Here is a 25770-nt window from a genome sequence, read left to right on the forward strand (position 1 = left end):
AATAAATATTACGCCTTTATTACATTTTTGTTTCTTTCTTATAGATAAATTTTTTCAAAAACAAATTGAAATACAAGCATCCATAAAAAATTTAAGATCATTGAAGGAACAAGGCTATAAACCATAAAGACTGCCAGATTTTCATGTGTTAAACCAACTGCTTGTACAATGACAAAACACCCAAATTCAAATAAGAAAGTCATCATTACGATTGCTAGCAATCTTGTCCATCTATTAGTGAGTATAATCGAATTAATTTTATAAACAATTGCACCAATAATAACAAAAAGAAGACTAGCAATACCAATCAAATGGAAGAAATAGATATCATACAAGAGTCCTGCAACAAGACAATAAGCCAAGAATAGATACTCTGATACCTCAATCGTTTCAAACAAGAGAACTATGAAAATAAAATGGCTAATTAGTTGGAAATGAGGGAAAAAGCTAGTGACAAATTGCCCTAGGTGACTATCTATGAGTACAATTAAAGGCAAGAGTATAAACATCCCTATCTGCTTAAATAGTCTCATGATGGATTCCCCACTAACTCTACGACTCTAAGATTAGTTGAATCAACATCCAGTTTGACCAACACTTCTATAGTCAGATAGTCATTGCTATGTGTTACAGACACAACCTCTCCAACTGGAATATCCGCAGCATTGAAAGTACCCAAACCTCCAGTCACAACTTTATCCCCTTGACTAATGTCGCTATTGCTATTTAGCTGACTAATCTTTAGTAAACCTTTTTCCTTATCATAGCCAATGATAATTCCATAAATTGTGGTAGAATCATGCTGGATTTTAACAGAGATTTTTTCAGTGTTTTCGGTGTTAGTCAATAAGGTGATCACTGTCGAGTTATCTTCCACTTTTTCAACACTTCCAACCAAGCCACCACCAGCTACCGCCAACATACCAGTTGTCACCCCTTTTGCAGAGCCAGCGTCTACTGTTAATTCTTGTTTCCAAGTTGCTGGTGTTCGCATAATGACGTCTGTGGCAATGAGCTTATTGGCATTCAATTTTGACTTCATATCTAGTAATTGGCGTAATTGTTCATTTTCTTCTTTGAGACTATCAGCCTGGTTAGATTCTTTCTTCAACTTATAAAGTCCTTGTTTTAAAGTCTCATTTTCATTGTAAGCTCTAGTTAAATGTCCTAAATCAGATTTTGTGGAAGACAGCCATTGAAAAGGTTTTTGGACTATCCTATCTAAAAGAGAAATACTGTCTCCCGCTTTTGTCACAATTGCATTTGATTTTGTCGTTAATAAAAAGACTGACACGACTAATATGACAACAAATAAAACAATGAAGTATTTTGATTTTTTAAAACGGTTCATACCCTTTCCTTTTCTTTATCTACTAGACTTTAGGATTTCAATAAAAATAGGACCAGACCCAAAATACCAACTAGCACCAGGGCAACGCTATCTTTCCTCATCCAACTTAATTGTCGATACTGACTACGCCCATGACCACCTTGATAGCCTCTAGCTTCCATGGCTGTCGCCAAGGAATCTGCTCTTTTCAAACTAGTTGCGAATAGAGGTATCAAGATTGGAATCATAGCTTTGACCTTCTGCACAATATTGCCTTCTCCAAAATCAACACCACGCGCCTTTTGGGCATTCATGATTCGAATAGTATCATCCATCAAGGTTGGTACAAAACGCAAACTCATTGACAGCATAAGTCCGATTTCATGAACGGGGACTTTAAATCTTTTCAGAGGTCCCAGCAATGATTCGACAGCTGTCGCCAAACTAAGTGGCATAGTTGTCAAGGTTAGGAGAGTTGAGAAAATAATAATCAATACAAAACGACAGAAAATAATCCCTGCTTGCTCCAGTCCGTAGGTCGTAATTTTAATAAAACCAATTTCATACAAGACCTCTCCACCAGTTATAAAGAAGAGCTGAAAAATAGTCGTAAAAGCAATCAAAAAGAACATGGACTGCAAACCTTTTATAAAAAAGGTCAGAGGTATTTTAGATAAGAGGATAAAAACCCCTGATACAGTAAAAAGAATGACATTTGTGAGAGGATTATTAGCCCAAAAACTGATAACAATCAACAAAATCATGCCTAATAATTTACTTCGAGGATCCAATCTATGGATAATAGAGTCCCCAGGTATATAACGACCTAAAATCATGTTATCCATTTATGAACTCCTTAAACTCCTCTATTCTTATTGGCAATTGTTTAAATGAAAGACCTCGTTTGACTAATTTGTAGGCAAATCTTGTAATTCTAGGAACACCTAATTGAACGTTTTCCATAAACTCAATATCTTGAAAAACCAGACTTGGCTTCCCGCTCTTGACTAGTTTCCCTTTTTCCATCACATAGACCTGGTCTGCAAATTCAGCTACATCGTCCATAAGATGTGTCACCAAGACAATCGTTATCCCATCTTGATGAAGTTTTTTAAACAGAGCCATCAACTCTTTTCTACCAACCGGATCAAGCCCTGCTGTTGGCTCATCTAAGACCAAAATGCTTGGTTCCATGGCTAAAATCCCTGCAATAGCTACCCGTCTCATCTGACCACCAGATAATTCAAAGGGGCTACGTTCAAACAATGAAGAATCAATGCCTACCATGGCTAGTTTTTCACGAGCGATCGCTTCTGCTTCTTCCGAAGAGATACCAAAATTCTGAGGACCAAAAGCCACATCTTTTAGGACAGTTTCTTCAAAAATTTGATTTTCTGCAAACTGAAATACCAATCCAACTTGTTTACGAATTTGGCGAATTTCTTTATTGACAGATGTTGGAGTGATAAGGGTATTAAAGACCTTCACACTACCCTCAGTAGGAACCAACAAACCATTTAAGAGTTGAAGAATAGTTGATTTTCCACTTCCTGTATGCCCAATCACAGCCGTGTAAGAACCATCCTCGATTGTTAGACTTACATCAGATAGGGCTGATGAGGCAAAGGGAGTTCCGTTCTGATAAATATAGCTAACATTTTCTAGAGTAATTCCCATAATGCCTCCTCTAATTTCTCCTCAGTTATGTATGAATGCGGTAAATTCAAGCCTCCATCGATCAGGGATTGTCTCAATTGGTTAACAAAGGGTTGATCCAATCCGATTTGATCAAGATCTGGTCGAGAAAATAATTCTCTTGGACTACTGGTTGACTCGATTGCCCCTTTTTTCATCACTAAGACACGGTCACTCAAAGCAACCTCTTCTAAATCATGCGTTATGGAAATAACCGTCATTTTATGATCTTTTCGGATTTCTTGAACAATTTTAATCAACTCTAATCGTCCCTCTGGATCAAGCATACTAGTAGATTCATCCAAAATCAAAATATCTGGTCGCAAAGCAACAACTCCTGCGATGGCAACCCTTTGTTTTTGCCCTCCAGACAGACGAGCTGGCTCCTTTTTACTAAACTCTTCCATACCGACCAAAGCAAGTGATTCTACTACTCGTTTTTTCATCTGGTCAAGTGGAAGGCCTTGGTTTTCCAATCCAAAAGCAACATCATCTTCTACAGTCGCTCCAACAAACTGATTGTCTGGATTTTGAAAAACCATCCCAATTTTACGGCGCATTTCCCAGACATTTTCTGAGGTTAAAAGTTTTCCATCGATCCAAATCTCTCCAGATTCAGCCTCAAGCAAACCATCAATCAAGCGAACTGTAGTCGATTTACCACTCCCATTATGACCAACAATCGATAACCATTCACCATGTTTCACGTGAAACGATATATGATTTACATCATAATGTTCCTGATCTTTTTGGTAACGAAAGGCCAAATCTTTAATTTCAATAATTGTTTCCATTTTTAGCGAAAGGTTCCTTTAAATAAGTATGCACTCCCTTTGAAGTAATCATAGCCCGAATAAATAGTAAAGAATAGTGCAACATATAGCAGCACTTGTCCTATAAAGTTCCAATGGAATAATAAGAAAATAATCGCAAACATTTGACTGAATGTCTTGATTTTACCAGGCATAGCTGCAGCCAGAACTGTTCCACCAGTTTCTACCAATAGTAGGCGTAAGCCGGTAACCGCAAGTTCACGACAAATAATGATTGCCACCACCCAAGCTGGAGCCATATTTAGACCAACCAGCATGATAAAGGCAGACATTACCAACAATTTATCAGCCATTGGGTCTGCAAATTTCCCAAAATTACTTACTACTTGCCATTTCCTTGCCAAATAACCATCTAAATAGTCAGTGATACTCGCAATAGCAAAGATAATTGCAGCGATTCCATGTAATAAAGGTGACGACCCCAAAGATAGAAGGAGAACAAAAATAGGAATAAATAAAATTCTACCTACTGTCAATAAATTGGGGATATTCTCTTTTTTCATATATTCCTTCCTTAATTTGAGCTCAATGTCAATGTGATCCAGCCGGTTTGGCTAGTTAATTTTGATGTATCAATTTCTTGATTATCAATTTTCAATGTTACTCCTTTTACAACCCCCAAGGTAATGGTCACTGGAGTATCTTTAGAAATCGTAGTTTTAGCTAACTTATTATTTGGTGAAAGAGTAACTCCTCCTACCAAATCTGTATCTGAAACACTAATCCAGCTGGTCGTATCAGAAACAGATAGTTGAAGTTCTGCTACATCTTTAGAAGTTTTATAGGTTACTAAAATCGTATCACCTTCTCCCGAAATTGTCACAGAATTTGCTTCACTAGTACTTGGGGCAGTAGTTGTTGTTTGATCGTGACCTGATAGTTTACTAGTGGTTGAAGTCGTCGTCGAATTTACAAGACTATAACTTCCTGTAGAAGGTGTGCCAGGTTGTGTTTGAATATAAGACCAAACATAATAGCTTACAAACGTTAAAATTAATACAGAAAAGAGGATAAAATAAAAAAGGGGAAGAAGGGTGCGTTTTTTACGATTGGTTCGTCTGCGTCCAGAAAGTTCAATTTCATCAACATCTACTTCTTCATAGGTAATCATACTGCCAGAATCAAAAGCATCTAGAATAATTCTTTCATCTAATTCTACCGCCCAAGCATACTTTCTCAAAAAAGAACGGGCATAGAAAGTGCTAGGTAATTTATCAAAATCATCTGCCTCCAGAGCTTCCAGCAAACTTATTTGAATATCCGTAGCTCTCTGCAATTCTTCTAAACTAAGACCTTGGTTAATCCTCGATAAACGTAAGACTTCCCCAATTGTTTTTTTTCTCATACTTATCATCCCTTCCTTCTAGTTAAATTATTTCTACATCAAAGTGGCAAAATAGTATATTCAACCATCTCACAATTATCTATAAAGTGATGGCCCACCTCAAGAACATCTTCCAAAGTCATCTCTTGTATAATTTTAGGTAAATCAAACAAATTTGACCCCTTTTCAAGTGCCTGATATTGGGTCGCAATAAATTCTAAAGAATCCATATTATGAATGAATTCTCCATAAAGTTCACTTTTAACTAAATCCAAATGTTCCTCGGATACGTCCACATCCTTTTCAAAACCTTGAATGGCCTTGCGAAACTGATGAGAAATAGCAACAGGCTCCTTGGTCTCCATTGTCAACATTAAAAAGTTAAAGCGTTTATCAATTTCAAGTTCTAAAGACAGGGACGAATCCAATTTACCGGATTCATATAAACTTTGAAATCTTTGCGAAGTCCAACCAAACATCATTGTAAATAGTGTTTTTAAGTGGAGGCTATATCGATAGCAATCCTGGTCATCCATTTGAGCCTTGGTTCTAAGCCCAATAGCCAGTTTAGGACAAGCTACATCCATTCGAGTACTGTCAACCTTCTTTACAGGGTGTAAAGCAATCTTAGTCTTTTCAAACTTATCATCCGTCCCGCTGCTAACATCTTTCTTAAAGAAATAATCCTCTACTTGCTCAAAATCAAAATGACCAACCAAGAAAATACTACTATTGTTAGACTTGTATAAGTCTTTAAAGTTTTCCTTAAGGTCTTCCAAAGTAATCTTTTCAATTGATTTCTCAGAACCTACGATATCTAGGGCTAATGGGCTATTGGGATAAAGATTGGCTAACGTTTTAAAGAATAATGAAGAATCCGGGTCGTCAAGATACATTTCTCGTTCCTGCTGAATAATATCCTTTTCACGTTCAACAGAATCCTCAGACATATTAAATTCTGTCACGAGCTCCATTAACAAGTCTAAACACTCTATCACATATTCGGTCGTCGAAAAAAGATAGCTGGTATTCGTAAAGCTTGTAAAGGCATTGCTCTCAGCTCCCAACTCCGTAAAAGCTGACATAATATCACCAGTATCTTCTCGTTCAAAAAGTTTATGCTCTAAGAAATGGGCAATCCCTTGAGGGTAAGATTTCTTTTCTCCTACATCTATCGTAAACTCTGTGTCAATCGATCCGACATTTACATTTACAACTCCGTAAACTTCTTGAAATTCACTTTTAGGGAGCAAAGAAATAGTTAATCCATTTTCTAACTTGACTTGGTATAGAGTTTCCTTGATAGCAGGATAAAATTTCTTTTGAAAAGTAGCTTTAGTCATTCCAATCCTTCCATAAAGTAAATAGCCTGCAGTCTAAGACTACCTGCAACTTCACAAATCTCATCTTTTTCAACTTGTTCTAATTTTTCAATCAGTGTATGTATATCCAAGCCTAATTTCCCGAAAAATTGACTCAGATATTCTCTGTCAATGATAGAATCTTGATTGTCCTTAGAAAGTAAAAGAGAACGCTTGATCATTTTTTTCGTCTGATGAATTTCTATATCTGAAAATTCACCCTTCTTGATAGCTACTAATTGTTCATTCATTAGCTTACGTACTTTATTGCGATTTTTCCGATCAATTCCTGCAAATAAACGTAGACGCCCACTAAAGAGATCTAAGTGACTAGAAACAGTGTAGGCTAAGGCTTCTTTTTCTCGAACTTCTGTAAACAATTTTGAATGAGGAAAAGCTCCTAAAAGACCATTGACAAGTAACATTGCCAGTTGTCCTTCATCTCCATAACCTATAGAACTATGATATCCCATTTCTAAAATGGATTGCCCGAGATTCTTTCTAAGAAAACTCTCATTTAATATATTTGAATAAGGTTGATGATACTGAATCTTGACAACTTGTTGACGAGCTGTCAAGGAATATTTCTCTAAATGCTCCCTTATTTCTATTTCATTAAAATCACCGAGAAAGAAAATATCAACTTTGTCCTCTTTCAACATCTTTTGAAAGCTAGAGAAGCTAGACTTAGGAGTCTCTTTTGAAATTCTAGAAATTAAGTCTTTAGGAACTAATTGCATGGCTGGTTCCTGGAAATAGAGCTGATCTAGTTCCTTATGAGCAAAGAAGAAGGGATCCTCTAATTCTGATTCCAACCTCGCTATCAGTTGCTTTTGCTCGATTTCAAACATATTTTGTTCAAATTCCCCAGCATTTGCCAAAGGTGAAAATAAAATTTGGTTTAACAATTCTAGAATCTGCGAAGTTAAAACATTTTTCTTACTTAAAAACTCATCACGAACATAGGTTAAACTCACATCAACAAGGTGACTTTGTCCCCTTCGATAAGCCTGACTTGATAAATCTGCTCCATATAGACCTGCCAATCGTTTTTTTAAAAGCTGGGCACTTGGATAGATTTGGTTTGCTGTTTCAAGAATACTAGCATTTATCATACGACTCGAAATCAGCTCAAGTGATAATGGAGCTGTAAATCGCACGGTTATTTTATTAGTTTTAAACTTTTTAGATTGGATAAAATGCACTGCAATTCCAGGAACTAACTCCATTTCTTACCTCCTTATACATTGAGTTCTATTATACCACGAAACAGTAATTTTTTCTTACTCTCTTTATTTCTTTTTCAATAAAATTCCTTTTCAGTTTAGATAAATTCCGCTCTGTTATTTATTTCAAAATATGGTATAATACCAAAGATTGAGGTGAACAATGGAATACAAATTATTTGAAGAATTTATAACCCTACAAGCACTTTTAAAGGAGCTTGGCATGATACACAGTGGCGGTGCCATCAAATCCTTCCTTAGTGAACATCTAGTTTATTTTAATGGAGAATTGGAAAATCGTCGCGGAAAAAAAATAAGAATCGGAGATACTATTGAAATCCCCGATTTACAAATTCAAATTCATGTAACAGAACCAAACTTAGATGAACAAGAAAACTACCGTCAAGAAAAACTTGAGAAAGAACGAGTTGCCAAATTAGTCAAGGAAATGAATAAGAAGATTCCTAAAAAAACTAAGAAGGAACCTTCAACCAAGACTAAAATAGCACCACGTTTCCCAGGGAGATAAGTATGTGGTTGAAAGATTTATCTATAAAACATTTTCGCAATTATCAAGATGTCGATATTGACTTTAACCCTAGATTAAACGTATTTGTTGGCCGTAATGCTCAAGGTAAGACCAATCTTCTTGAAAGTATTTACTTTTTAGCTCTAACTCGTAGTCATCGTACTAAGACAGATAAAAATTTGATTCAATTCGAAGAAGAACAACTTAAGATTGCAGGTTCTTTACAAAAACAAACAGGAAGTATTCCTCTCGAGATTGACTTAGCACCAAAAGGCCGAATTACTAAAGTAAATCATCTAAAACAAGCTCGCCTATCAGATTATATTGGCCACATGAATGTCGTCTTATTTGCCCCAGAAGATTTACAACTTATCAAGGGAGCGCCGGCCTTTCGCCGCAAGTTCATTGATATGGAACTGGGACAAATCAAGCCTATCTACTTGTCCGACTTGTCAAGTTATAATCACGTCCTCAAACAAAGAAATTCCTATCTTAAAACAAGCCACAATATTGATGAAACTTTTTTATCAGTACTTGATGAACAGCTTGTTGAATATGGATCTCGAGTCATGCTTCATCGTTCAGAATTCATCAAAAAATTAGAAGCATTTGGTCGTAAAAAACATTTTGAAATTTCTAATCAATTAGAGAAACTGTCAATTAACTATCAACCTTCTGTCAATTACATTGACAAAGAACGTTTGGCAGAAACATTTCTCCAAGCACTAGAAAAAAGTAGATCAAGAGATTTATTTAAAAAAAATACCGGAGTTGGCCCTCATCGAGATGATATGGTTTTCCTCATTAATGGAATAGATGCAAGTTTTGCTAGTCAAGGACAACATCGTAGTTTGGTTCTATCTATAAAACTAGCTGAAATTGAACTGATGGAGAGCATCACTAAGGAGTCTCCTATCCTTTTACTTGACGATGTTATGAGTGAACTTGACAACACTCGTCAACTGAAGCTACTTGAAACTATTTCACAAAACATCCAAACCTTCATTACAACTACTAGTTTAGAGCATCTTCAAAACTTACCTGATAATCTTAGCGTCTTTACAGTAAACGACGGACAAATATCTGTAAATTAAAATTTACAGACCTGTAAACAACAAAAAATCTCCTATTTTAGTTAGGAGATTTTTTATTTTTAACTATAACGAGTAGTTTGGTGCCTCATTAGTAATTTGAACATCATGTGGGTGACTTTCTTTGAGACCAGCACCTGACATTTCGATAAACTGAGCATTGTCATGTAACTCCTTAAGGTTTGCTGCACCACAATATCCCATACCAGAGCGAATACCACCAACCATTTGGAAAACGATGTCAGCTGCTGCACCTTTATAAGCAACGCGACCTTCAATTCCTTCTGGAACTAGTTTGTTTGCTTCATTGATAGCACCTTGGAAGTAACGGTCGCTTGAACCTTTCTTCATTGCAGCGATTGAACCCATACCACGGTAAGTCTTGAACTTACGTCCTTGGAAGATTTCAGTTTCACCTGGAGCTTCATCTGTTCCCGCAAACATTGATCCAAGCATTACTGCATTTCCACCAGCAACAAGAGCTTTTACAATATCTCCAGAATACTTGATTCCACCATCGGCGATAATTGTTTTACCATATTCACGAGCAACTGCTGCTGCATCGTAAATTGCTGTTACCTGTGGTACACCAACACCTGCAATTACACGAGTTGTACAGATTGAACCTGGGCCAATTCCGACTTTAACAACGTCAACACCTGCATCATAAAGAGCACGCGCACCTTCAGAAGTAGCGATGTTCCCAGCAATCAGTGTACGGTCTGGGAAATGAGCACGAATTTCAGCGATTTTACGAAGTACACCCGCTGAGTGACCATGGGCAGTATCGATAACAATAGCATCAGCTCCTGCTTCAAAGAGGGCTTCTGCACGTTCAAATGTGTCAGAAGTAACACCTACCGCACCAGCAACTAGAAGACGACCGAATTCATCTTTTGCCGCATTTGGGAACTCAATCACTTTTTCAATATCTTTAATGGTGATTAAACCAGAAAGACGACCCTCTTCATCAACTAGAGGTAGTTTTTCAATACGGTGTTCTTGAAGAATACTCTCAGCAGTTTTTAAATCTGTACCAACCGGAGCAGTAACTAGGTTTTCACTAGTCATGTGTTTTGAAATTGGTTGGTTGTAGTCAGAAATGAAACGCAGATCTCGGTTGGTCAAAATACCAACTAACTTACGGTTTTCTAGAGTTTCAACCACTGGGATACCACTGATACGGTAACGGCCCATGAGTTCATCTGCTTCAGCGATTGTATGTTCAGGAGTCAAGAAGAATGGATCAATGATAACACCATTTTCAGAACGTTTTACCTTACGAACTTCGTCAGCTTGTTGCTCAATAGACATGTTTTTATGGATAACTCCAAGTCCACCTGCACGTGCGATTGCAATGGCCATTTGGCTTTCTGTTACAGTGTCCATTGCAGCTGTAATAATTGGGATATTTAAAGTCAAATTATCTGCCAATTTTGTTGTTAAATCCGCATCATTAGGCAACACATGACTCTCTGCTGGAATAAGCAATACATCATCAAAGGTAAAACCTTTTTTCAAAAATTTAGTGTCCCAATTAGACATTGAAGTTTCCTCTTTTCTTTCTTTATTGAGCTAAACGCTTTTTGTATTGTATCTATCATACCATTCTATGAAAATTTGTCAATTATATTGATAATAGATAATATAAAAAAACTATCCCTTTTAATTTTAAAGAAGAGATAGTTTTAGAGTTCATATTTTATCTATTAATGAAAGTAATTTAGCCCCATTGCTGCTTTTACCTCTGATAGTGTTTGGCCAGCAACTTCTCGAGCTTTTTCACTACCTTTTTGGAGCATATTATAAACCTCACCCATATCTTTAGCCAACTCAAGACGGCGTTCACGAATTGGACCAAGTTCACGTTCTAGGATTTCAAGGAGATAACGCTTGGTCTTCACATCACCAAGACCTCCACGTTGATAATGCACTTTCATTTCAGCAATTTCTTGAGCATCTTCTGGCCGTCCAAAAACATCTAGATAATGGAAAACCATATTACCTTCAATCTTACCTGGATCCTCAACACGGATATGGTCTGGGTCTGTATACATACTCATAACCTTTTTACGCAAAGTATCTGCATCATCGGATAAGTAAATCCCATTATTAAGAGATTTAGACATTTTGGCATTACCATCTAGACCTGGTAATCGTCCCGCTCCTTCGTGCTCAGGGTAAATTCCTTCTGGTTCTACTAAAACATCACAATTATAAGCATGATTAAAAGAACGAACAATTTCACGTGTTTGTTCAATCATCGGCTTTTGATCATTCCCTACTGGAACCAAGTTAGCCTTAAATGCTGTAATATCTGCTGCTTGCGCAACAGGATAAACTAAAAATCCAGTTGGAATACTTTCACCAAAGCCTTTTTGAGCAATTTCAGTCTTGACAGTTGGATTTCGTTCCAAGCGAGCTAATGAAACTAGGTTCATATAATACATAGAGAGCTCTGCCAATTCTGGAATCTGGCTTTGAATGAAAATCGTTGCTTTATTAGGATCTAATCCCACTGCAAGATAGTCCAAGGCCACATTCCCAATAGACTCTACAATAGTTTGTGGATCTTTTGCATGGTCTGTTAGTGCTTGCTGGTCAGCTAAAAAAACAAACATGTCATATTTATTTTCTTCTTGTAGTAAGACACGATTTTTCAAACTACCAACGTAGTGCCCAATATGTAATTTCCCCGTTGGGCGATCTCCTGTTAAAATAATGGGTTTACTCATCTTATTCTCCTTTGATATTGTCTTTTCAATTATAGCATTTTTTTAATAAAAAGGCAGATAATTTTTAAAATCAAACAACTAGGTTTATGTCAACGAATCTGTAAATCTAATTGACATAAAATTGACAAACAAAAATTTGAATATTTACCGATTTTCTAGTAAAATTAAAGTATTACACTTTATAGGAGAAAAACATTGCTTACAGTATCTGATGTCTCACTACGCTTTAGTGACCGCAAACTTTTTGATGATGTCAACATCAAATTTACAGAAGGAAATACCTATGGTTTAATTGGCGCTAACGGTGCGGGAAAATCAACATTTTTAAAAATCTTAGCTGGTGATATCGAACCAACAACTGGTCATATCTCTCTTGGACCAAACGAACGTCTCTCAGTTCTTCGTCAAAATCACTTTGACTACGAAGATGAGCGTGCTATTGATGTTGTTATCATGGGAAATGAAAAACTTTATAGCATCATGAAAGAGAAAGATGCTATTTACATGAAGGAAGATTTCTCAGATGAAGATGGTGTTCGTGCAGCTGAACTTGAGGGAGAATTTGCAGAACTAGGTGGTTGGGAAGCTGAGAGTGAAGCATCTCAATTACTTCAAAACCTTAACATCCCTGAAGAACTTCATTACCAAAATATGAGTGAATTGGCCAACGGTGACAAGGTGAAGGTTCTCCTTGCCAAAGCACTATTTGGTAAACCAGATGTCCTTCTATTGGACGAGCCAACCAACGGTCTTGATATCCAATCTATTACTTGGTTAGAAGATTTCTTGATCGATTTTGACAACACTGTCATTGTTGTATCCCACGACCGTCACTTCTTAAATAAAGTATGTACCCACATGGCCGACCTTGACTTTGGTAAAATCAAGCTCTATGTCGGAAACTACGACTTCTGGAAGGAGTCTTCTGAGCTTGCTGCTAAACTACTAGCAGACCGTAATGCTAAGGCAGAAGAAAAAATCAAACAACTCCAAGAATTCGTTGCTCGATTCTCTGCTAACGCATCTAAATCTAAACAGGCTACTTCACGTAAAAAGATGCTTGACAAGATTGTCTTAGAAGAAATTATTCCGTCAAGTCGTAAATATCCATTTATCAACTTTAAAGTAGAACGTGAAATTGGTAATGATCTCTTGACAGTAGAGAACTTATCTGTAAAGATTGACGGTGAAACTATTCTTGACAACATCAGCTTTATCTTGCGTCCAGGTGATAAAACAGCTCTTATAGGTCAAAACGACATCCAAACAACTGCACTGATTCGTGCAATTATGGGGGATATTGACTATGAAGGAACTGTCAAATGGGGAGTTACAACTAGTCGCTCTTACTTGCCAAAAGACAATTCAGCTGATTTTGCTGGTAGCGAGTCAATTCTTGACTGGTTACGTCAATTTGCAAGTAAAGAAGAAGATGACAATACCTTCCTTCGTGGTTTCCTAGGTCGTATGCTCTTCTCTGGAGACGAAGTTAACAAATCTGTAAACGTCTTGTCAGGTGGAGAAAAAGTGCGCGTGATGCTTTCAAAACTCATGCTTTTGAAAGCAAACGTTCTTGTACTTGACGATCCTACGAATCACTTAGACTTGGAATCAATATCAAGTCTCAATGATGGGTTGAAAAACTTTAAAGAATCGATTATCTTTGCCAGTCATGACCATGAATTTATTCAAACACTAGCAAACCACATTATCGTTCTTTCTAAAAATGGTGTCATTGATCGTATTGATGAAACATATGACGAATTTCTAGAAAATACTGAAGTTCAAGCAAAAGTAAAAGAACTTTGGAAAGACTAAAAAAATAAAACTCAGTTGGGCTCCCAATTGAGTTTTTAGTTGATAGTTCTGTCAATCTGATTCTATTCAACATATTCATTGCTTCACGTGAAACATTCTATTATTAGATTTATAAATTCTTAACATGATTCATACTCATAAAAAATCGACCAAATTGGTCGATTTTTTTAATCTTCTTCCAGTTTTTTGGGTTGATAAGCAAGCATACCTAATCCTATAAATAGGACTAAAATTATGAGAAGGAAAACCACCTGATGGTGAATATTTCCTGTCATAGAAATGGTTTGTCTCAATCCTGAAACTGAATAACTCATTGGTAACCAAGGATTAACAGCCTTAAAGAAATCATTAGTCAAAGCAAGTGGATAAGTTCCTGCACTTGATGCTAATTGTAATAATAGTAAAATAAGAGAGAAGAAAGCACCTAAGCGACTATTCCATGTCGTTAACGCGGTTACCATAGACATAAAGGTCAAACTTGCGATGATGATTAAGAACAAGGTTCTCATTTCATGATTTGCCGTTAGACCGATAAGATGAACTCCTCCATAGACTAAGACAGCTGCTAAAACAGCTATAACGCCATTTATTTCGAAACGAGATTTAACCCAAGCCCAACGACTTTCAGGATGACGACCTGAAGGTAACTTAGCAAAAATCATATTTGTTGATAACGCAGCAACAAAGAGGGCTACAGATATCATATAAGGAGCCATAGCAATCCCATTTACAGGAACCTGATCATTATCTGTTTTTGAAAGACTCAAAGGCTCAGATAATACTTCTGCATTATTAGACTCTGTTGATGCTGCTTTTAGTTGATTGCTAGCGCTGTTCAATCCATGTTCTAGTCCAGTAGCTCCTACTTGTAAACTTTCAATACCAGCAGTTAAAGTTGTTCCACCATCTGCTAATTTTCCAGCACCATCAGCAATTTTCATTGCTCCACTTCCTAACTGAGAGCTAGCTGCAAGCAATTGACTTGATTTATCTATTAATTGACTAGAACCTAGCTGTATTTTATCCAGTCCTGCAATTAAGTCTGAACTCTTACTATTTAATTGGCTAGAACCAGATGAGAGTTTTTCGATACCTGTTACTAATTCTGGAGTTTTCCCAGCTAGCGAATCCAAACCAGTTGTCAAGGTTGAAGAGTTTTCTGTCAACTTACTTGATCCAGAAACCAATTGATTCAAACTTGTTGTTAAAGCTGTATTCTTTTCACTTAGTTGGTTTACACCTAAAGAAATAGTATCCAACCCTTTAGTGTAATCATTAACTCCATTTTCAATCGATTGACTTCCAGGAACTAACTGATTATCTACAGCATTTTGCAACTGTGTATATCCACTTGACATAGATGTCAAGGAACTAGACGCCACAGGTAATACTTGATTTGCTTTAGTCTGTAAAGTAGAAAGATTAGAGACTGGTTGGTTTACACTTCCCAAATTTTCTTTTAAATCTCCTACCGTCGTTAATATTGCTTTTGCTGACTCTATCGTAGAATTAGAATTATTTGAAACAGCTGCAGTCAGTTCTTGTTTCTGAGTATCAGTAAGAGATTGATAAGTTGCTGTTGCTTGAAGATTGGTAAGAGTTTTCTCTTGCTCTGTTTGACTATTAGTCACAATAGTTTGAGCAAGAGTAGATATATTCGCTAAATCATTAGATATTGTACTTTTAAGTTCAGTATTATCTGAAATAGTTACAGCTTGAAGTGCTTTATTCAATTCATCTAAACTAGTTGCTAATTGAGTGATTTCCTCTTTTTGTTGAGATGAAGTATTCAATTGAGTCGAAATTTCTTTAATTCCTTTATTTAATTGGGTAATACCGTCTCTCAATGTATCTGATTGACTAGATAATTGATTTGCTCCAATAGATAGCTTGTCAACACCGCTTGTGTAAGCATTGACACCAACTGAAAATTGATTGAGACCTGTATTCAGTTGCGAAACTCCACCTGCATATGACTTCATTCCAGTATTTAGCTGATTGACACCTGCTACTAATTCTGGAGACTTGGAAGATAATTGATTAAGTCCAGTGTCAACCTGTGAAACTGCACTTGTATAGTTCTGTAAACCATCATTAAATGTACCTAAGCCACTATTCAGTTGCTTTACTCCTGTTACATACGTTGTCAACCCTTTTGTAAATTGATTTGTGCCATCAGAAAAGGTTAAACTTGAACTAGCTAAAGTATCAAGATTAGAAGACAATGTCTGACTTCCTACAGCTAACTGACTAGCCCCATTGGCCAATTGTTCACTTCCATCAGCTGCCTTCGTTAAACCAGATTTTAAATCTCCCATCTTTTGAAATAAAGCTTTCGTATAGGTTTCGGTTACATTAGCAGAAACATTTTGTTTTAACTGTGTCATGGCAGAATCACTCATCTTACTTGCAATGAAACTATGCCCACTAGAAGTTTGATAGTTAATATTCATTTGTTCTGGGTGATCTGATAGAATAGAAGCAGCCTTTTCAGATAAGTCACTTGGTAAAGTTACTACCATATAGTAATCACCGTCTTCTAGACCCTTCTTACCTTCTTTTTCACTGACAAAATGAAAATCTAATGATTTATTTTGCTCTAAATTGGACACCATGTCTTTTCCAATAGTCATTGTGTTTCCATTATAAGATGCTTCTTTATCATTATTAACGACCGCTACAGGCAACTCAGATAATTTGCCATATGGATCCCACATAGATGATAAAAATATGATGTTGTATAAAGCAGGAATAAGAGAAATCCCTATCATTACAATGATAAAGGTTGGTTTTTTAAAAATTGCTTTCCATTCTTTAAACATATTGTCTCCTTTTTTACACATATTGTCTAAAATTTTGATATAATAGATTATACATTAAAAATTCTTATTTACAAGTCAAAATCATTATATTTATACACTGCGTCTATTTTTGTTCAAAAGGAGGAATTATGAAAGAGAGCAACAAACGCTTAAAAACGAAGCGTACTATTGAGAACGCCATGGTTCAATTATTAACAGAACAGCCATTTGATCAAATTAGCACTGTTAAACTAGCAGAAAAAGCCGGCATTAGTCGTTCTAGCTTTTATACTCACTATAAAGATAAGTATGATATGATTGAGCACTACCAAAGCAAGCTATTTCATACTTTTGAGTATATTTTCCAAAAGCACGCAAATCATAAAAGAGATGCTATCCTAGAAGTGTTTGAATACTTGGAATCTGAACCGCTACTAGCTGCACTTCTATCTGAAAATGGTACAAAAGAAATACAAAACTTCCTGAGAAATAAACTTCACATTATGCTTAGCACTGACCTCCAAAAACGCTTTATGCAATTAAATTTAAACAATATTGAGTTAGAGTATAGCAGTATTTATCTAACAAATGCCCTATTTGGTGTATGTCAAACCTGGATTGCTCATGGAAAAAAAGAAAGTCCACAAGAAATGACAAACTTTCTTATGAAAATGTTAGGAGATTAAAATTAGACACAAAAAAAGAACACCATTGGTGTTCTTTTTTATCTGACTCCGCCAGTAGGACTCGAACCTACGACATCATGATTAACAGTCATGCGCTACTACCAACTGAGCTATGGCGGATTAAATAGTCCGTACGGGATTCGAACCCGTGTTACCGCCGTGAAAAGGCGGTGTCTTAACCCCTTGACCAACGGACCATCTATCTGTAGCAGATATAACCATTATATCAATTTCTTACTAATTGTCAATCACTTTTTTTGTTTTTTCTCCATAATATCCTTTAGTTTACGAACTTTCAGACGGGTAATAGGGCAACGATGATCTTCATAGAAAACAACTTCTAAATTTTTTCGATCAATTTCCCTGATATTCCCTACATTGACAAGAAATGACTTATGAGGAGAATAAAATCGCTGGCTTTGCTTATCCTTTTCCTGGATATCTGTCATGGTTCCATAGAACTCTTTTGCAAAATTCTTTCCAATAATTCGCAACTTAGAAGAAACCCCTGTTGTTTCAATATACAGAATATCATGGTAAGGGATTTTCAAATCATTTCCCTTATAATTGTAATCAAAATAGTCTACAACATCTTCATTTTCAAGCAGCATACTCTTAGTATAAAAGATGCTCTGCTCAATACGTTTCTTGAACAATTCATCATTAATATCTTTATCTACAAAATCCAAGGCCGATACCTGATATTTGTAAGTTAAAGTAGCAAATTCTGATCTACTCGTGATAAAGACAATAATTGCATAAGGATTATGATGACGAATAAACTGTGCTACTTCAAAACCCTTTTTCTCAATTCCATGAATATCGATATCTAGGAAATAAAGCTGATTTACTTCATCGTTTTCGATATATTCTTTAAACTCTTTAACTTTTCCTGTTGTCTTGTATGAAATAGGAATATGTGATTCCTCTGAAATTTCATTCAATATTCTTTCTATTCTGACTTGATGTTCAATAACATCTTCTAAAATTAAGATTTTCATTCAAATTCCCTCTTAAATCTAATAATTTGTCTAAATCTATTATCTTCCATCTCAGTCTCTAAGATAATATTTTCATATTTATCTAAGATTTCCTTGACATTGTTAAGACCGATACCTCTATTTCTTCCCTTAGTAGAGAAACCTAAGGCAAACACATCTTCTGAAGGATTCATCGTGATTTTACATGAATTTTGAATAACAATTACCGTTTCAAAATCCATTTTAATGACAGCAACCTCCATTTGTTTAAAATAACTCTCTGCAGCACCTTCAACAGCATTATTTAATAAAACACTCAGGATGCGAACAAGATCAAGTAAATCAATTGACAATTTTCTAATGATATCCTTTACTTCTAGTGTAAAGTCAACACCATTATTTCGTGCATATACGATAGACTGAGCAATCAAACTTCGTAAAGCTGAATCTTCAATATTGTTCAAATCAAAATAGGTATACTTATCTGAACGTAATTTTTGATTTGCTTTCACCAAAACTTCCTTGTAAATCCTGTCAATTTCTTGTAAATCACCACTGTCAATTGCCATTTGAAGACTGACAAGCATACCTGCATAATCATGACGAAAACCGCGAATTTCATTGTACAAACCAACAATCTCATCTGTATAGGTCTGTAAATGTTTCTGTTCAAACTTTTTCTGCTCCAGAGCAATCTCTTTTTCAACTTGAACTTTGTGAGAATTCATTGCAAATAAGGTTAACAAAAAACAAATAAAAACTATAGTTGATAAAATACTTCCAAAACTGTTTAGATTGGGAAAAGTACTCACGATATCTGAAATAAAAGATACTATATGTAGGAAGATAAATGCATATAGTACATTTTTAAAAAATGGATAGAGGTAGTCTTTGTCAAAATAGGTCATTTCCAAGTGGAAATATGTAATGATCTTTTTGATTGTAAAATAGCTTAATAACAGAACTACAAAAAAGAATAAATCCTCATATTGTAATGCTAGTTGATCTCCTATTAAAGATGATAAAGTTACAGATATAAATGTATGGCTAGTATTGAATAGCAAAGATAACAGGAGACTGATGAATCCTACCTTATATTTATCGTATTTCTTTTTCCCCATCAAATAAGCATATAGAAAAAGAGGAAATAAAAATTTTTCAAATCCTAATCCAGATAAGGAAATAAAATCAAAGAAAAATTCAGCAACCAATTGAAATATAAATAAATAAAATCCAAATAAAAATTTTTCTTTAATTGTTATTTTACAAATTCTTCCATAGCTAATTATTAGAATATAAATGTGAAGAAAAATTGTTCCTAATAAAAATAAATCCATCTTTACTCCCTATATTGGTACTATTTTATATTATTTGAAAATAATTTTTTAAAAATATAAGGCAGTCTTATTTCCCCACCTCGAATCTCCTGCAACTCTAACTCTGTTACCTCTTTGAATTGTTCCAATTTAACTGTATTTTTCATAATATAATCTCCTAAAATATATAAAATTGTAAGATACCTTACCAACCTATTATACAAAATGAAAACCATATAAGAAAAATTTCTTCTCAACTGCACCTTTTTCGACCTGAACTATACTTTTTTACAAAAAAAGCTGGGTTTCCCCAGCTTTTAATCTAGCATTATGATCCCAGCAGGATTCGAACCTGCGACCGTTCGCTTAGAAGGCGAATGCTCTATCCAGCTGAGCTATGAGACCTCACTAGTCTATATTAACAGAAAAATGTAGCTTAGTCAATCCTATTTATGATAGGGAGAACCTTGTTGAATAGAAAAAGCACGGTAAACTTGTTCAACTAAGACTAATCTCATTAGTTGATGCGGAAGTGTTAGTCTTCCAAAACTAAGAGATAGATTTGCTCTTCTTTTTACTTCTGGAGCTAGGCCTAAACTTCCACCAATCACAAATGTCAGGGTTGAAAAACCCTTGATAGAAGCCTGTTCCAATTGTTTACTTAATTCCTCAGAAGATAAGGTGTTTCCTTCTATAGCTAAGACTACAAGAAAATCTCGATCTCCGATTTTTGAGAGGATTCGGTTTCCCTCCACCTCTAAAATTTTCTGATTTTCAGAATCACTTGCTCGATCTGGTGTCTTTTCATCTGCTAATTCAATCATTTCTAAATTAGCAAAACGAGAAATTCGTTTAGAGTATTCTGCTATACCATCTTTAAGATATTTTTCTTTCAGTTTTCCAACTGTTACGATTTTAATTTTCATTCTCCTATTCTAACATATTACATTTATCTTGCACATTTTATACACAAGTAATAAGTCTAAAAAAACTCATGGATCCACAAGTTTTTAACAGTTATCCACAGGCTGTTGAAAACTTTTTAAGCTTAGATTAAGTTAATAATAATATTATACTTTCAACAGATAATAAAAAATTCATAAAATATGGAGGAAACTATGAAAAATTTTTCTAAAGTTTCAAAAAAAATAGGACAGCTTTTGATAGTTATTCTTATTAGCTTTTTTAGTGGTTTATTAGGAAGTCTGACTATTCTTCATCTCAATCAAAAACAGAATAGTGGTGCACAAAATAATACCACTATCACTCAAACAACTGTTAAAAATGAGAATGCTACTACACAAGCAGTTGATAAGGTAAAAGATGCAGTTGTTTCTATTATTACTTATTCAGCAAACTCTCAAAATAGTTTATTTGGTTCTGGTGATTCTGATACAGATACAAATACTGAACAAGTTTCTAGTGAAGGTTCTGGTGTTATTTATAAAAAAGATGGTAAGTTTGCCTATCTAGTTACCAATACACACGTTATTAATGGAGCTTCAAAAGTCGATGTTCGTTTAGCAGATGGTACAAAGGTCCCTGGTGAAATTGTCGGATCTGATACCTTCTCTGATATTGCTGTCGTAAAAATTTCTTCAGAAAAAGTAACAACAGTAGCTGAATTTGGTGATTCTAGCAAATTAACTGTTGGAGAAACAGCAATTGCAATTGGTAGTCCTCTAGGATCAGAATATGCCAATACGGTTACCCAAGGGATTGTTTCTAGTCTAGATAGAAATGTTTCTTTAAAATCTGAAGATGGTCAAGCAATCTCTACCAAAGCTATCCAAACAGATACAGCTATCAACCCTGGTAACTCTGGAGGACCTTTAATCAATATTCAGGGACAAGTAATCGGAATCACATCTAGTAAGATTGCAAGCAATGGTGGAACATCGGTAGAAGGACTAGGTTTTGCTATTCCTTCAAATGATGCTATCCACATTATTGAACAATTGGAAAAGAATGGAAAAGTAACTAGACCTGCTCTAGGTATTCAAATGGTAAATCTTTCAAATCTTAATGCTAGTGATTTACAAAAATTGAATATTCCAGGTAATGTTACTTCTGGTGTAGTCGTTCGATCTGTTCAAACGAATATGCCTGCAAATGGACATTTACAAAAATACGACATCATCACAAAAGTCGATGATAACGCTATTTCATCAACTACTGATTTACAAAGTGCTCTCTATAGTCACTCTATTGGGGATAGCATGACGGTTACTTACTACCGTAACGGTAAAGAAGAAACAACTACTATTAAACTTGATAAAAGCACCAGTGATTTAGACTACTAATTTACATACATGTAAACTGTCTTTACAGAAAATTAAAGATATGATAAGGTAGATTCATGGAAGAATTAAAAATTATTCAACTAAGTGAAATCCAAAAGAATCCTTATCAACCTCGTAAAGATTTTTCAGAAGAAAAAATTCAAGAACTTGCTCAATCTATTAAAGAAAATGGATTGATACAACCGATAATTGTCCGTCAATCTCCAGTCATCGGCTATGAAATATTGGCTGGAGAAAGACGCTATCGTGCATCGATTGTTGCTGGACTCTCAGAAGTTCCTGTAATTGTAAAAAATCTTTCTGATCAAGATATGATGGTCCATTCCATTATTGAAAATCTACAACGAGAGGATTTAAATCCTGTTGACGAAGCTAAAGCTTACCAATCCTTAATCGATAAAGGTTTTACACATGCAGATATTGCTGAAAAAATGGGGAAATCTCGTCCATATATCACAAACCTTGTTCGCTTACTTAACTTATCTCCTTCTATCTTAAAAGAAGTAGAATCTGGAAGGCTCTCGCAAGCACATGCAAGACTTTTGATAAATTTATCTAAGAAGGATCAAGAAAACCTTTTAAAAAGAATTCAAGAAGAAGATTTGTCTGTTAGACAAGTTGAGAGACTTCTTCAAGAAAAGAAGCAAGAGAAGAAAATAAAAGAAAAATATTTCTTCATCAAAGAAGAAGAAGACAAGTTGAAGAAATTACTCGGACTTGATGTTCAAATTCAACTCCAAAAAAAAGAGGCAGGAAGAATATCCATTTCCTTCCACAATCAAGAAGAGTATCAACGTTTTATTAACAGCCTGAAATAAGGCTGTTATTTTATTTTTTATAAATCACATCTTTATCCACTATTTTTTTCTTTAAAAACTCAAAAGAATCACTATAATCACAATTTATCCACAGGTTGTGGATAAATTATATAAACATTGTGGATTTGTTTTCCACAAGTTGTGGAAAAAATGTTTATTATATGATAGAATAGTCTCAGAGATTATACCTTTTAGAAAAGGAGGAGTTGGTACTTGAAAGAAAAACAATTTTGGAATCATATTTTAGAACTTTCTAAAGAAAGATTGACACGATCCATGTTTGATTTCTATGTAACACCTGCTGAATTGATAAAGGTCGAGGGAAACATAGCTACTATATTTTTACCAAGATCTGAAATGGAAATGGTTTGGAGTACAAGACTAAATGATATTATTGTAGCTGTAGGTTTTCAAATATATGACACTGAAATAAAAGCTCGATATGTATTGACTAAGGAAAATTCTGCTACCTCCGATATAGTAAGCAAATTTGAAAACAATAATCATCAACAGGAACAAATTGAAAAATCTATTCCTTATTCAGAAACAGGATTAAGAGATATTTATACTTTTGATAATTTCATTCAAGGTGATGGAAATATTTGGGCTAAGTCTGCTGCTTTAGCTGTCTCGGAAGATCCTGGACTAACTTATAATCCTCTTTTTATTTATGGTGGTCCTGGTTTAGGAAAAACTCACTTACTCAATGCTTTGGGGAATGAAATTCTTAAAAAGAATCCTAATGCGCGTGTTAAATACATTCCTGCTGAAAGTTTTATTAATGAATTTTTAGATCATCTAAGACTTAATGATATGGATAATTTTAAAAAAACCTATCGAAGCTTAGATCTCCTTCTTATTGATGATATTCAATCTCTTAGTGGAAATAAAGTGCAAACTCAGGATGAATTTTTTAATACATTTAACAAACTTCACAGTAATAATAAACAAATTGTTTTAACGAGTGACCGCAGACCAGAACAACTGGAAAATCTACCTGAGCGTCTTGTCACGCGCTTCTCATGGGGACTAACTACTGATATTACTCCCCCTGATTTTGAAACTCGCATTGCCATTCTTAATAGTAAAACAGAAGATATGGATTATCATTTTGAAAGTGATACAATTGAATATCTAGCCGGTCAATTCGATTCAAACGTTAGAGAACTAGAAGGTGCCTTGAAAGATATTAGCCTGATGGCTAGAGTCAAGAAAATCAATAATATAACAGTTGATATCGCATCTGAGGCTATACGTGCAAGAAAACAAGAATTTAGTACCATGATTGTCATTCCTATTGAAAAAATACAAGCTGAAGTCGGTAATTTTTACGATGTTAGTATTAAGGAAATGAAAGGGACAAGACGGGTTCAAAATATTGTTCTAGCTCGTCAAGTTGCCATGTATCTAGCTAGAGAACTAACAGATAATAGTCTTCCAAAAATCGGTAAAGAATTTGGTGGAAAAGATCATACAACAGTCATTCACGCTCATGCAAAAATCAAGTCTATGATTGCAACTGATGATAAATTACGTATAGAAATCGAAACTATCAAAAAGAAAATTAAATAACTTGTGGATAAGTGTTTAAATTTTTACTAATTTATACACATCTTTTAAACAAGTGTAACTTCTTTAATTTTCTAAACTAAACTAGGTTTTCCACAGATTTCACACAGCCTACTATTACTATTAACCTTCTAATACTAAAAATAAATAAAGGAGATTCCATGATTCATTTTTCAATTAACAAAAATCTATTCCTGCAATCATTAAATATTACAAAACGTGCAATTAGTTCTAAAAATGCTATTCCTGTTTTATCAACTATCAAAATCGATGTTACAAACGAAGGAATTACTTTAATTGGTTCTAATGGTCAGATTTCAATTGAAAACTTCATTTCTCAAAAAGATGAAAATGCAGGTCTTTTGATTAACTCTTTAGGTTCTATCCTCCTAGAAGCTTCATTCTTTATCAATGTAGTATCAAGTCTTCCAGATGTGACGCTTGATTTTAAAGAAATTGAGCAACATCAGATTGTATTAACAAGTGGTAAATCAGAAATTACCCTTAAAGGTAAAGACAGTGAACAATATCCACGTATCCAGGAAATCGCTGCAAGTAATCCTTTAGTCCTTGAAACAAAACTTCTTAAGAAAATTATCAATGAAACTGCTTTTGCTGCTAGTGTACAAGAAAGCCGTCCAATCTTGACTGGTGTACACTTTGTCCTAAGTAATCATCAAGAATTGAAAACAGTTGCGACAGATTCTCACCGTCTCAGTCAGAAGAAATTGACACTTGAAAAAAATAGTGATAATTTTGATGTTGTTATCCCAAGTCGCTCTCTACGCGAATTTTCAGCTGTTTTTACGGACGATATCGAAACAGTAGAGATATTCTTCGCAAACAACCAAATTCTCTTTAGAAGCGAAAATATTAGCTTCTATACACGTCTCTTAGAAGGTAATTATCCTGATACAGATCGTCTGATTCCAACAGATTTTAATACGACAGTGACTTTTGATGTTGTGAATCTACGTCAATCTATGGAACGTGCACGTCTTTTATCAAGTGCTACTCAAAATGGAACTGTAAAATTAGAAATCAAACAAGGAGTAGTTACAGCACATGTAAATTCTCCAGAAGTTGGTAAAGTAAACGAAGAAATCGATACAATTGCTGTATCTGGTGAAGATTTAACTATTAGCTTTAACCCAACTTACTTGATTGAAGCACTAAAAGCTTTGAATAGTGAAAAGGTAACAATCAGCTTCATTTCAGCAGTTCGTCCATTTACCTTGGTACCAGCTGATACAGATGAAGATTTCATGCAACTGATTACACCAGTTCGTACAAATTAATGGAAAGAGGTTGAGCCTAGCTCACCTCTTTTATGATATAATCAGAAATATGAAAAG

The 25770-nt window shown here is 35.0% G+C and carries 24 protein-coding genes and 3 tRNA genes; 8 read left to right on the forward strand and 19 right to left on the reverse strand.

The features are described 5' to 3' along the window. Nucleotides 1-38: 38 nt before the first annotated feature. Genes mreD through yfmF form a run of 9 tightly spaced genes read right to left on the reverse strand, consistent with a single transcriptional unit; the run spans nucleotide 39 to nucleotide 7772 of the window. The gene (mreD, locus tag QM941_RS08615; RefSeq protein ID WP_414340165.1) at nucleotides 39-533 is read right to left on the reverse strand and encodes a rod shape-determining protein MreD; all 495 of its coding nucleotides are present in this window, start codon (nucleotides 531-533) and stop codon (nucleotides 39-41) included. After that, nucleotides 530-1351 (reverse strand): rod shape-determining protein MreC, encoded by an 822-nt coding sequence (gene mreC / locus QM941_RS08620; RefSeq protein ID WP_414340166.1) that lies wholly within the window; start codon nucleotides 1349-1351, stop codon nucleotides 530-532. The genes mreD and mreC overlap by 4 nt, the downstream gene beginning before the upstream one ends. A 29-nt stretch (nucleotides 1352-1380) precedes the next feature. Then, nucleotides 1381-2175, reverse strand: a complete 795-nt coding sequence (locus QM941_RS08625) for an energy-coupling factor transporter transmembrane component T family protein (RefSeq protein WP_414340167.1) — start codon at nucleotides 2173-2175, stop codon at nucleotides 1381-1383. Continuing rightward, nucleotides 2168-3007 (reverse strand): energy-coupling factor transporter ATPase, encoded by an 840-nt coding sequence (locus tag QM941_RS08630; RefSeq protein WP_414340168.1) that lies wholly within the window; start codon nucleotides 3005-3007, stop codon nucleotides 2168-2170. The genes QM941_RS08625 and QM941_RS08630 overlap by 8 nt, the downstream gene beginning before the upstream one ends. Then, nucleotides 2992-3819 (reverse strand): energy-coupling factor ABC transporter ATP-binding protein, encoded by an 828-nt coding sequence (locus QM941_RS08635; protein WP_414340169.1) that lies wholly within the window; start codon nucleotides 3817-3819, stop codon nucleotides 2992-2994. Before QM941_RS08635 ends, QM941_RS08630 begins: the two co-directional genes overlap by 16 nt. A gap of 2 nt (nucleotides 3820-3821) precedes the next feature. Beyond that, nucleotides 3822-4361 carry a CDP-diacylglycerol--glycerol-3-phosphate 3-phosphatidyltransferase gene (pgsA, locus tag QM941_RS08640; protein WP_414340170.1) on the reverse strand — a complete coding sequence of 180 codons (540 nt, stop codon included), beginning with the start codon at nucleotides 4359-4361 and terminating at the stop codon, nucleotides 3822-3824. 11 nt (nucleotides 4362-4372) lie between these two features. Then, nucleotides 4373-5203: a cytoskeleton protein RodZ gene (gene rodZ, locus QM941_RS08645; protein ID WP_414340171.1), complete on the reverse strand. Its 831-nt coding sequence runs from the start codon at nucleotides 5201-5203 to the stop codon at nucleotides 4373-4375. A gap of 38 nt (nucleotides 5204-5241) precedes the next feature. Beyond that, the gene (yfmH, locus tag QM941_RS08650; RefSeq protein WP_414340172.1) at nucleotides 5242-6525 is read right to left on the reverse strand and encodes an EF-P 5-aminopentanol modification-associated protein YfmH; all 1284 of its coding nucleotides are present in this window, start codon (nucleotides 6523-6525) and stop codon (nucleotides 5242-5244) included. Next, nucleotides 6522-7772, reverse strand: coding sequence for an EF-P 5-aminopentanol modification-associated protein YfmF (yfmF, locus tag QM941_RS08655; RefSeq protein ID WP_414340173.1), 1251 nt, complete (start codon nucleotides 7770-7772; stop codon nucleotides 6522-6524). Before yfmF ends, yfmH begins: the two co-directional genes overlap by 4 nt. Nucleotides 7773-7932: 160 nt before the next feature. On the opposite strand from yfmF, the gene yaaA reads away from it, so the two are divergent. Beyond that, on the forward strand, nucleotides 7933-8298 hold the full coding sequence (yaaA, locus tag QM941_RS08660) for a S4 domain-containing protein YaaA (RefSeq protein ID WP_414340174.1): 366 nt from the start codon (nucleotides 7933-7935) through the stop codon (nucleotides 8296-8298). 2 nt (nucleotides 8299-8300) lie between these two features. Then, nucleotides 8301-9392, forward strand: coding sequence for a DNA replication/repair protein RecF (recF, locus tag QM941_RS08665; protein WP_414340175.1), 1092 nt, complete (start codon nucleotides 8301-8303; stop codon nucleotides 9390-9392). Nucleotides 9393-9455: 63 nt separating this feature from the next. On the opposite strand, the gene guaB is transcribed toward recF, so the two are convergent. Both guaB and trpS read right to left on the reverse strand, forming a co-directional pair. Further along, nucleotides 9456-10934 carry an IMP dehydrogenase gene (gene guaB / locus QM941_RS08670; RefSeq protein ID WP_414340176.1) on the reverse strand — a complete coding sequence of 493 codons (1479 nt, stop codon included), beginning with the start codon at nucleotides 10932-10934 and terminating at the stop codon, nucleotides 9456-9458. Between the two features lie 164 nt (nucleotides 10935-11098). Continuing rightward, nucleotides 11099-12124, reverse strand: coding sequence for a tryptophan--tRNA ligase (gene trpS, locus QM941_RS08675; protein WP_414340177.1), 1026 nt, complete (start codon nucleotides 12122-12124; stop codon nucleotides 11099-11101). 195 nt (nucleotides 12125-12319) lie between these two features. Between trpS and QM941_RS08680 the strand changes: the two genes are divergently transcribed. Then, entirely contained in the window at nucleotides 12320-13942 is a 1623-nt protein-coding gene (locus QM941_RS08680; RefSeq protein ID WP_414340178.1) for an ATP-binding cassette domain-containing protein, read from the forward strand. A gap of 167 nt (nucleotides 13943-14109) precedes the next feature. On the opposite strand, the gene QM941_RS08685 is transcribed toward QM941_RS08680, so the two are convergent. Further along, the gene (locus QM941_RS08685; RefSeq protein WP_414340179.1) at nucleotides 14110-16764 is read right to left on the reverse strand and encodes a YhgE/Pip family protein; all 2655 of its coding nucleotides are present in this window, start codon (nucleotides 16762-16764) and stop codon (nucleotides 14110-14112) included. 128 nt (nucleotides 16765-16892) lie between these two features. Between QM941_RS08685 and QM941_RS08690 the strand changes: the two genes are divergently transcribed. Further along, nucleotides 16893-17429, forward strand: coding sequence for a TetR/AcrR family transcriptional regulator (locus tag QM941_RS08690; protein WP_414340180.1), 537 nt, complete (start codon nucleotides 16893-16895; stop codon nucleotides 17427-17429). A 46-nt stretch (nucleotides 17430-17475) separates the two neighbouring features. On the opposite strand, the gene QM941_RS08695 is transcribed toward QM941_RS08690, so the two are convergent. The 7 genes from QM941_RS08695 to rlmH form a co-directional block, all read right to left on the reverse strand. Further along, nucleotides 17476-17549: transfer RNA gene (locus tag QM941_RS08695), tRNA-Asn, on the reverse strand. Between the two features lie 5 nt (nucleotides 17550-17554). Continuing rightward, a tRNA-Glu gene (locus QM941_RS08700) sits at nucleotides 17555-17626 on the reverse strand. A 51-nt stretch (nucleotides 17627-17677) separates the two neighbouring features. After that, nucleotides 17678-18430 carry a competence system response regulator transcription factor ComE gene (gene comE / locus QM941_RS08705; RefSeq protein ID WP_414340181.1) on the reverse strand — a complete coding sequence of 251 codons (753 nt, stop codon included), beginning with the start codon at nucleotides 18428-18430 and terminating at the stop codon, nucleotides 17678-17680. Next, nucleotides 18427-19746: a competence system sensor histidine kinase ComD gene (gene comD / locus QM941_RS08710; RefSeq protein ID WP_414340182.1), complete on the reverse strand. Its 1320-nt coding sequence runs from the start codon at nucleotides 19744-19746 to the stop codon at nucleotides 18427-18429. Before comD ends, comE begins: the two co-directional genes overlap by 4 nt. Nucleotides 19747-19766: 20 nt before the next feature. After that, nucleotides 19767-19892: a competence-stimulating peptide ComC gene (comC, locus tag QM941_RS08715; RefSeq protein ID WP_414340183.1), complete on the reverse strand. Its 126-nt coding sequence runs from the start codon at nucleotides 19890-19892 to the stop codon at nucleotides 19767-19769. Between the two features lie 164 nt (nucleotides 19893-20056). Beyond that, a tRNA-Arg gene (locus QM941_RS08720) sits at nucleotides 20057-20130 on the reverse strand. Nucleotides 20131-20171: 41 nt separating this feature from the next. Continuing rightward, on the reverse strand, nucleotides 20172-20651 hold the full coding sequence (gene rlmH / locus QM941_RS08725; protein WP_414340184.1) for a 23S rRNA (pseudouridine(1915)-N(3))-methyltransferase RlmH: 480 nt from the start codon (nucleotides 20649-20651) through the stop codon (nucleotides 20172-20174). A gap of 192 nt (nucleotides 20652-20843) precedes the next feature. Between rlmH and QM941_RS08730 the strand changes: the two genes are divergently transcribed. From QM941_RS08730 to dnaN, 4 genes are all read left to right on the forward strand, one after another. Next, nucleotides 20844-22028 carry a S1C family serine protease gene (locus QM941_RS08730; RefSeq protein WP_414340185.1) on the forward strand — a complete coding sequence of 395 codons (1185 nt, stop codon included), beginning with the start codon at nucleotides 20844-20846 and terminating at the stop codon, nucleotides 22026-22028. Nucleotides 22029-22084: 56 nt separating this feature from the next. Next, nucleotides 22085-22846, forward strand: coding sequence for a ParB/RepB/Spo0J family partition protein (locus QM941_RS08735; RefSeq protein ID WP_414340186.1), 762 nt, complete (start codon nucleotides 22085-22087; stop codon nucleotides 22844-22846). A gap of 213 nt (nucleotides 22847-23059) precedes the next feature. Next, the gene (gene dnaA, locus QM941_RS08740; protein WP_414340187.1) at nucleotides 23060-24418 is read left to right on the forward strand and encodes a chromosomal replication initiator protein DnaA; all 1359 of its coding nucleotides are present in this window, start codon (nucleotides 23060-23062) and stop codon (nucleotides 24416-24418) included. A gap of 158 nt (nucleotides 24419-24576) precedes the next feature. After that, nucleotides 24577-25713, forward strand: coding sequence for a DNA polymerase III subunit beta (gene dnaN, locus QM941_RS08745; RefSeq protein ID WP_006154821.1), 1137 nt, complete (start codon nucleotides 24577-24579; stop codon nucleotides 25711-25713). Nucleotides 25714-25770: the final 57 nt, after the last annotated feature.

This window comes from Streptococcus timonensis (assembly GCF_047460355.1).
Lineage (GTDB): Bacteria > Bacillota > Bacilli > Lactobacillales > Streptococcaceae > Streptococcus > Streptococcus timonensis_A.

Excerpts from the sequence above, each read along its gene's own strand:
- pgsA (WP_414340170.1), bottom strand. The coding sequence starts at position 4,361 with ATGAAAAAAGAGAATATCCCCAATTTATTGACAGTAGGTAGAATTTTA.
- rodZ (WP_414340171.1), bottom strand. The coding sequence starts at position 5,203 with ATGAGAAAAAAAACAATTGGGGAAGTCTTACGTTTATCGAGGATTAAC.
- QM941_RS08685 (WP_414340179.1), bottom strand. The coding sequence starts at position 16,764 with ATGTTTAAAGAATGGAAAGCAATTTTTAAAAAACCAACCTTTATCATT.
- trpS (WP_414340177.1), bottom strand. The coding sequence starts at position 12,124 with ATGAGTAAACCCATTATTTTAACAGGAGATCGCCCAACGGGGAAATTA.
- QM941_RS08630 (WP_414340168.1), bottom strand. The coding sequence starts at position 3,007 with ATGGGAATTACTCTAGAAAATGTTAGCTATATTTATCAGAACGGAACT.
- mreD (WP_414340165.1), bottom strand. The coding sequence starts at position 533 with ATGAGACTATTTAAGCAGATAGGGATGTTTATACTCTTGCCTTTAATT.
- QM941_RS08690 (WP_414340180.1), top strand. The coding sequence starts at position 16,893 with ATGAAAGAGAGCAACAAACGCTTAAAAACGAAGCGTACTATTGAGAAC.
- comD (WP_414340182.1), bottom strand. The coding sequence starts at position 19,746 with ATGGATTTATTTTTATTAGGAACAATTTTTCTTCACATTTATATTCTA.
- yfmF (WP_414340173.1), bottom strand. The coding sequence starts at position 7,772 with ATGGAGTTAGTTCCTGGAATTGCAGTGCATTTTATCCAATCTAAAAAG.
- QM941_RS08735 (WP_414340186.1), top strand. The coding sequence starts at position 22,085 with ATGGAAGAATTAAAAATTATTCAACTAAGTGAAATCCAAAAGAATCCT.
- comE (WP_414340181.1), bottom strand. The coding sequence starts at position 18,430 with ATGAAAATCTTAATTTTAGAAGATGTTATTGAACATCAAGTCAGAATA.
- yfmH (WP_414340172.1), bottom strand. The coding sequence starts at position 6,525 with ATGACTAAAGCTACTTTTCAAAAGAAATTTTATCCTGCTATCAAGGAA.
- recF (WP_414340175.1), top strand. The coding sequence starts at position 8,301 with ATGTGGTTGAAAGATTTATCTATAAAACATTTTCGCAATTATCAAGAT.
- rlmH (WP_414340184.1), bottom strand. The coding sequence starts at position 20,651 with ATGAAAATTAAAATCGTAACAGTTGGAAAACTGAAAGAAAAATATCTT.
- mreC (WP_414340166.1), bottom strand. The coding sequence starts at position 1,351 with ATGAACCGTTTTAAAAAATCAAAATACTTCATTGTTTTATTTGTTGTC.
- guaB (WP_414340176.1), bottom strand. The coding sequence starts at position 10,934 with ATGTCTAATTGGGACACTAAATTTTTGAAAAAAGGTTTTACCTTTGAT.
- comC (WP_414340183.1), bottom strand. The coding sequence starts at position 19,892 with ATGAAAAATACAGTTAAATTGGAACAATTCAAAGAGGTAACAGAGTTA.
- QM941_RS08625 (WP_414340167.1), bottom strand. The coding sequence starts at position 2,175 with ATGGATAACATGATTTTAGGTCGTTATATACCTGGGGACTCTATTATC.
- yaaA (WP_414340174.1), top strand. The coding sequence starts at position 7,933 with ATGGAATACAAATTATTTGAAGAATTTATAACCCTACAAGCACTTTTA.
- dnaN (WP_006154821.1), top strand. The coding sequence starts at position 24,577 with ATGATTCATTTTTCAATTAACAAAAATCTATTCCTGCAATCATTAAAT.
- QM941_RS08730 (WP_414340185.1), top strand. The coding sequence starts at position 20,844 with ATGAAAAATTTTTCTAAAGTTTCAAAAAAAATAGGACAGCTTTTGATA.
- QM941_RS08635 (WP_414340169.1), bottom strand. The coding sequence starts at position 3,819 with ATGGAAACAATTATTGAAATTAAAGATTTGGCCTTTCGTTACCAAAAA.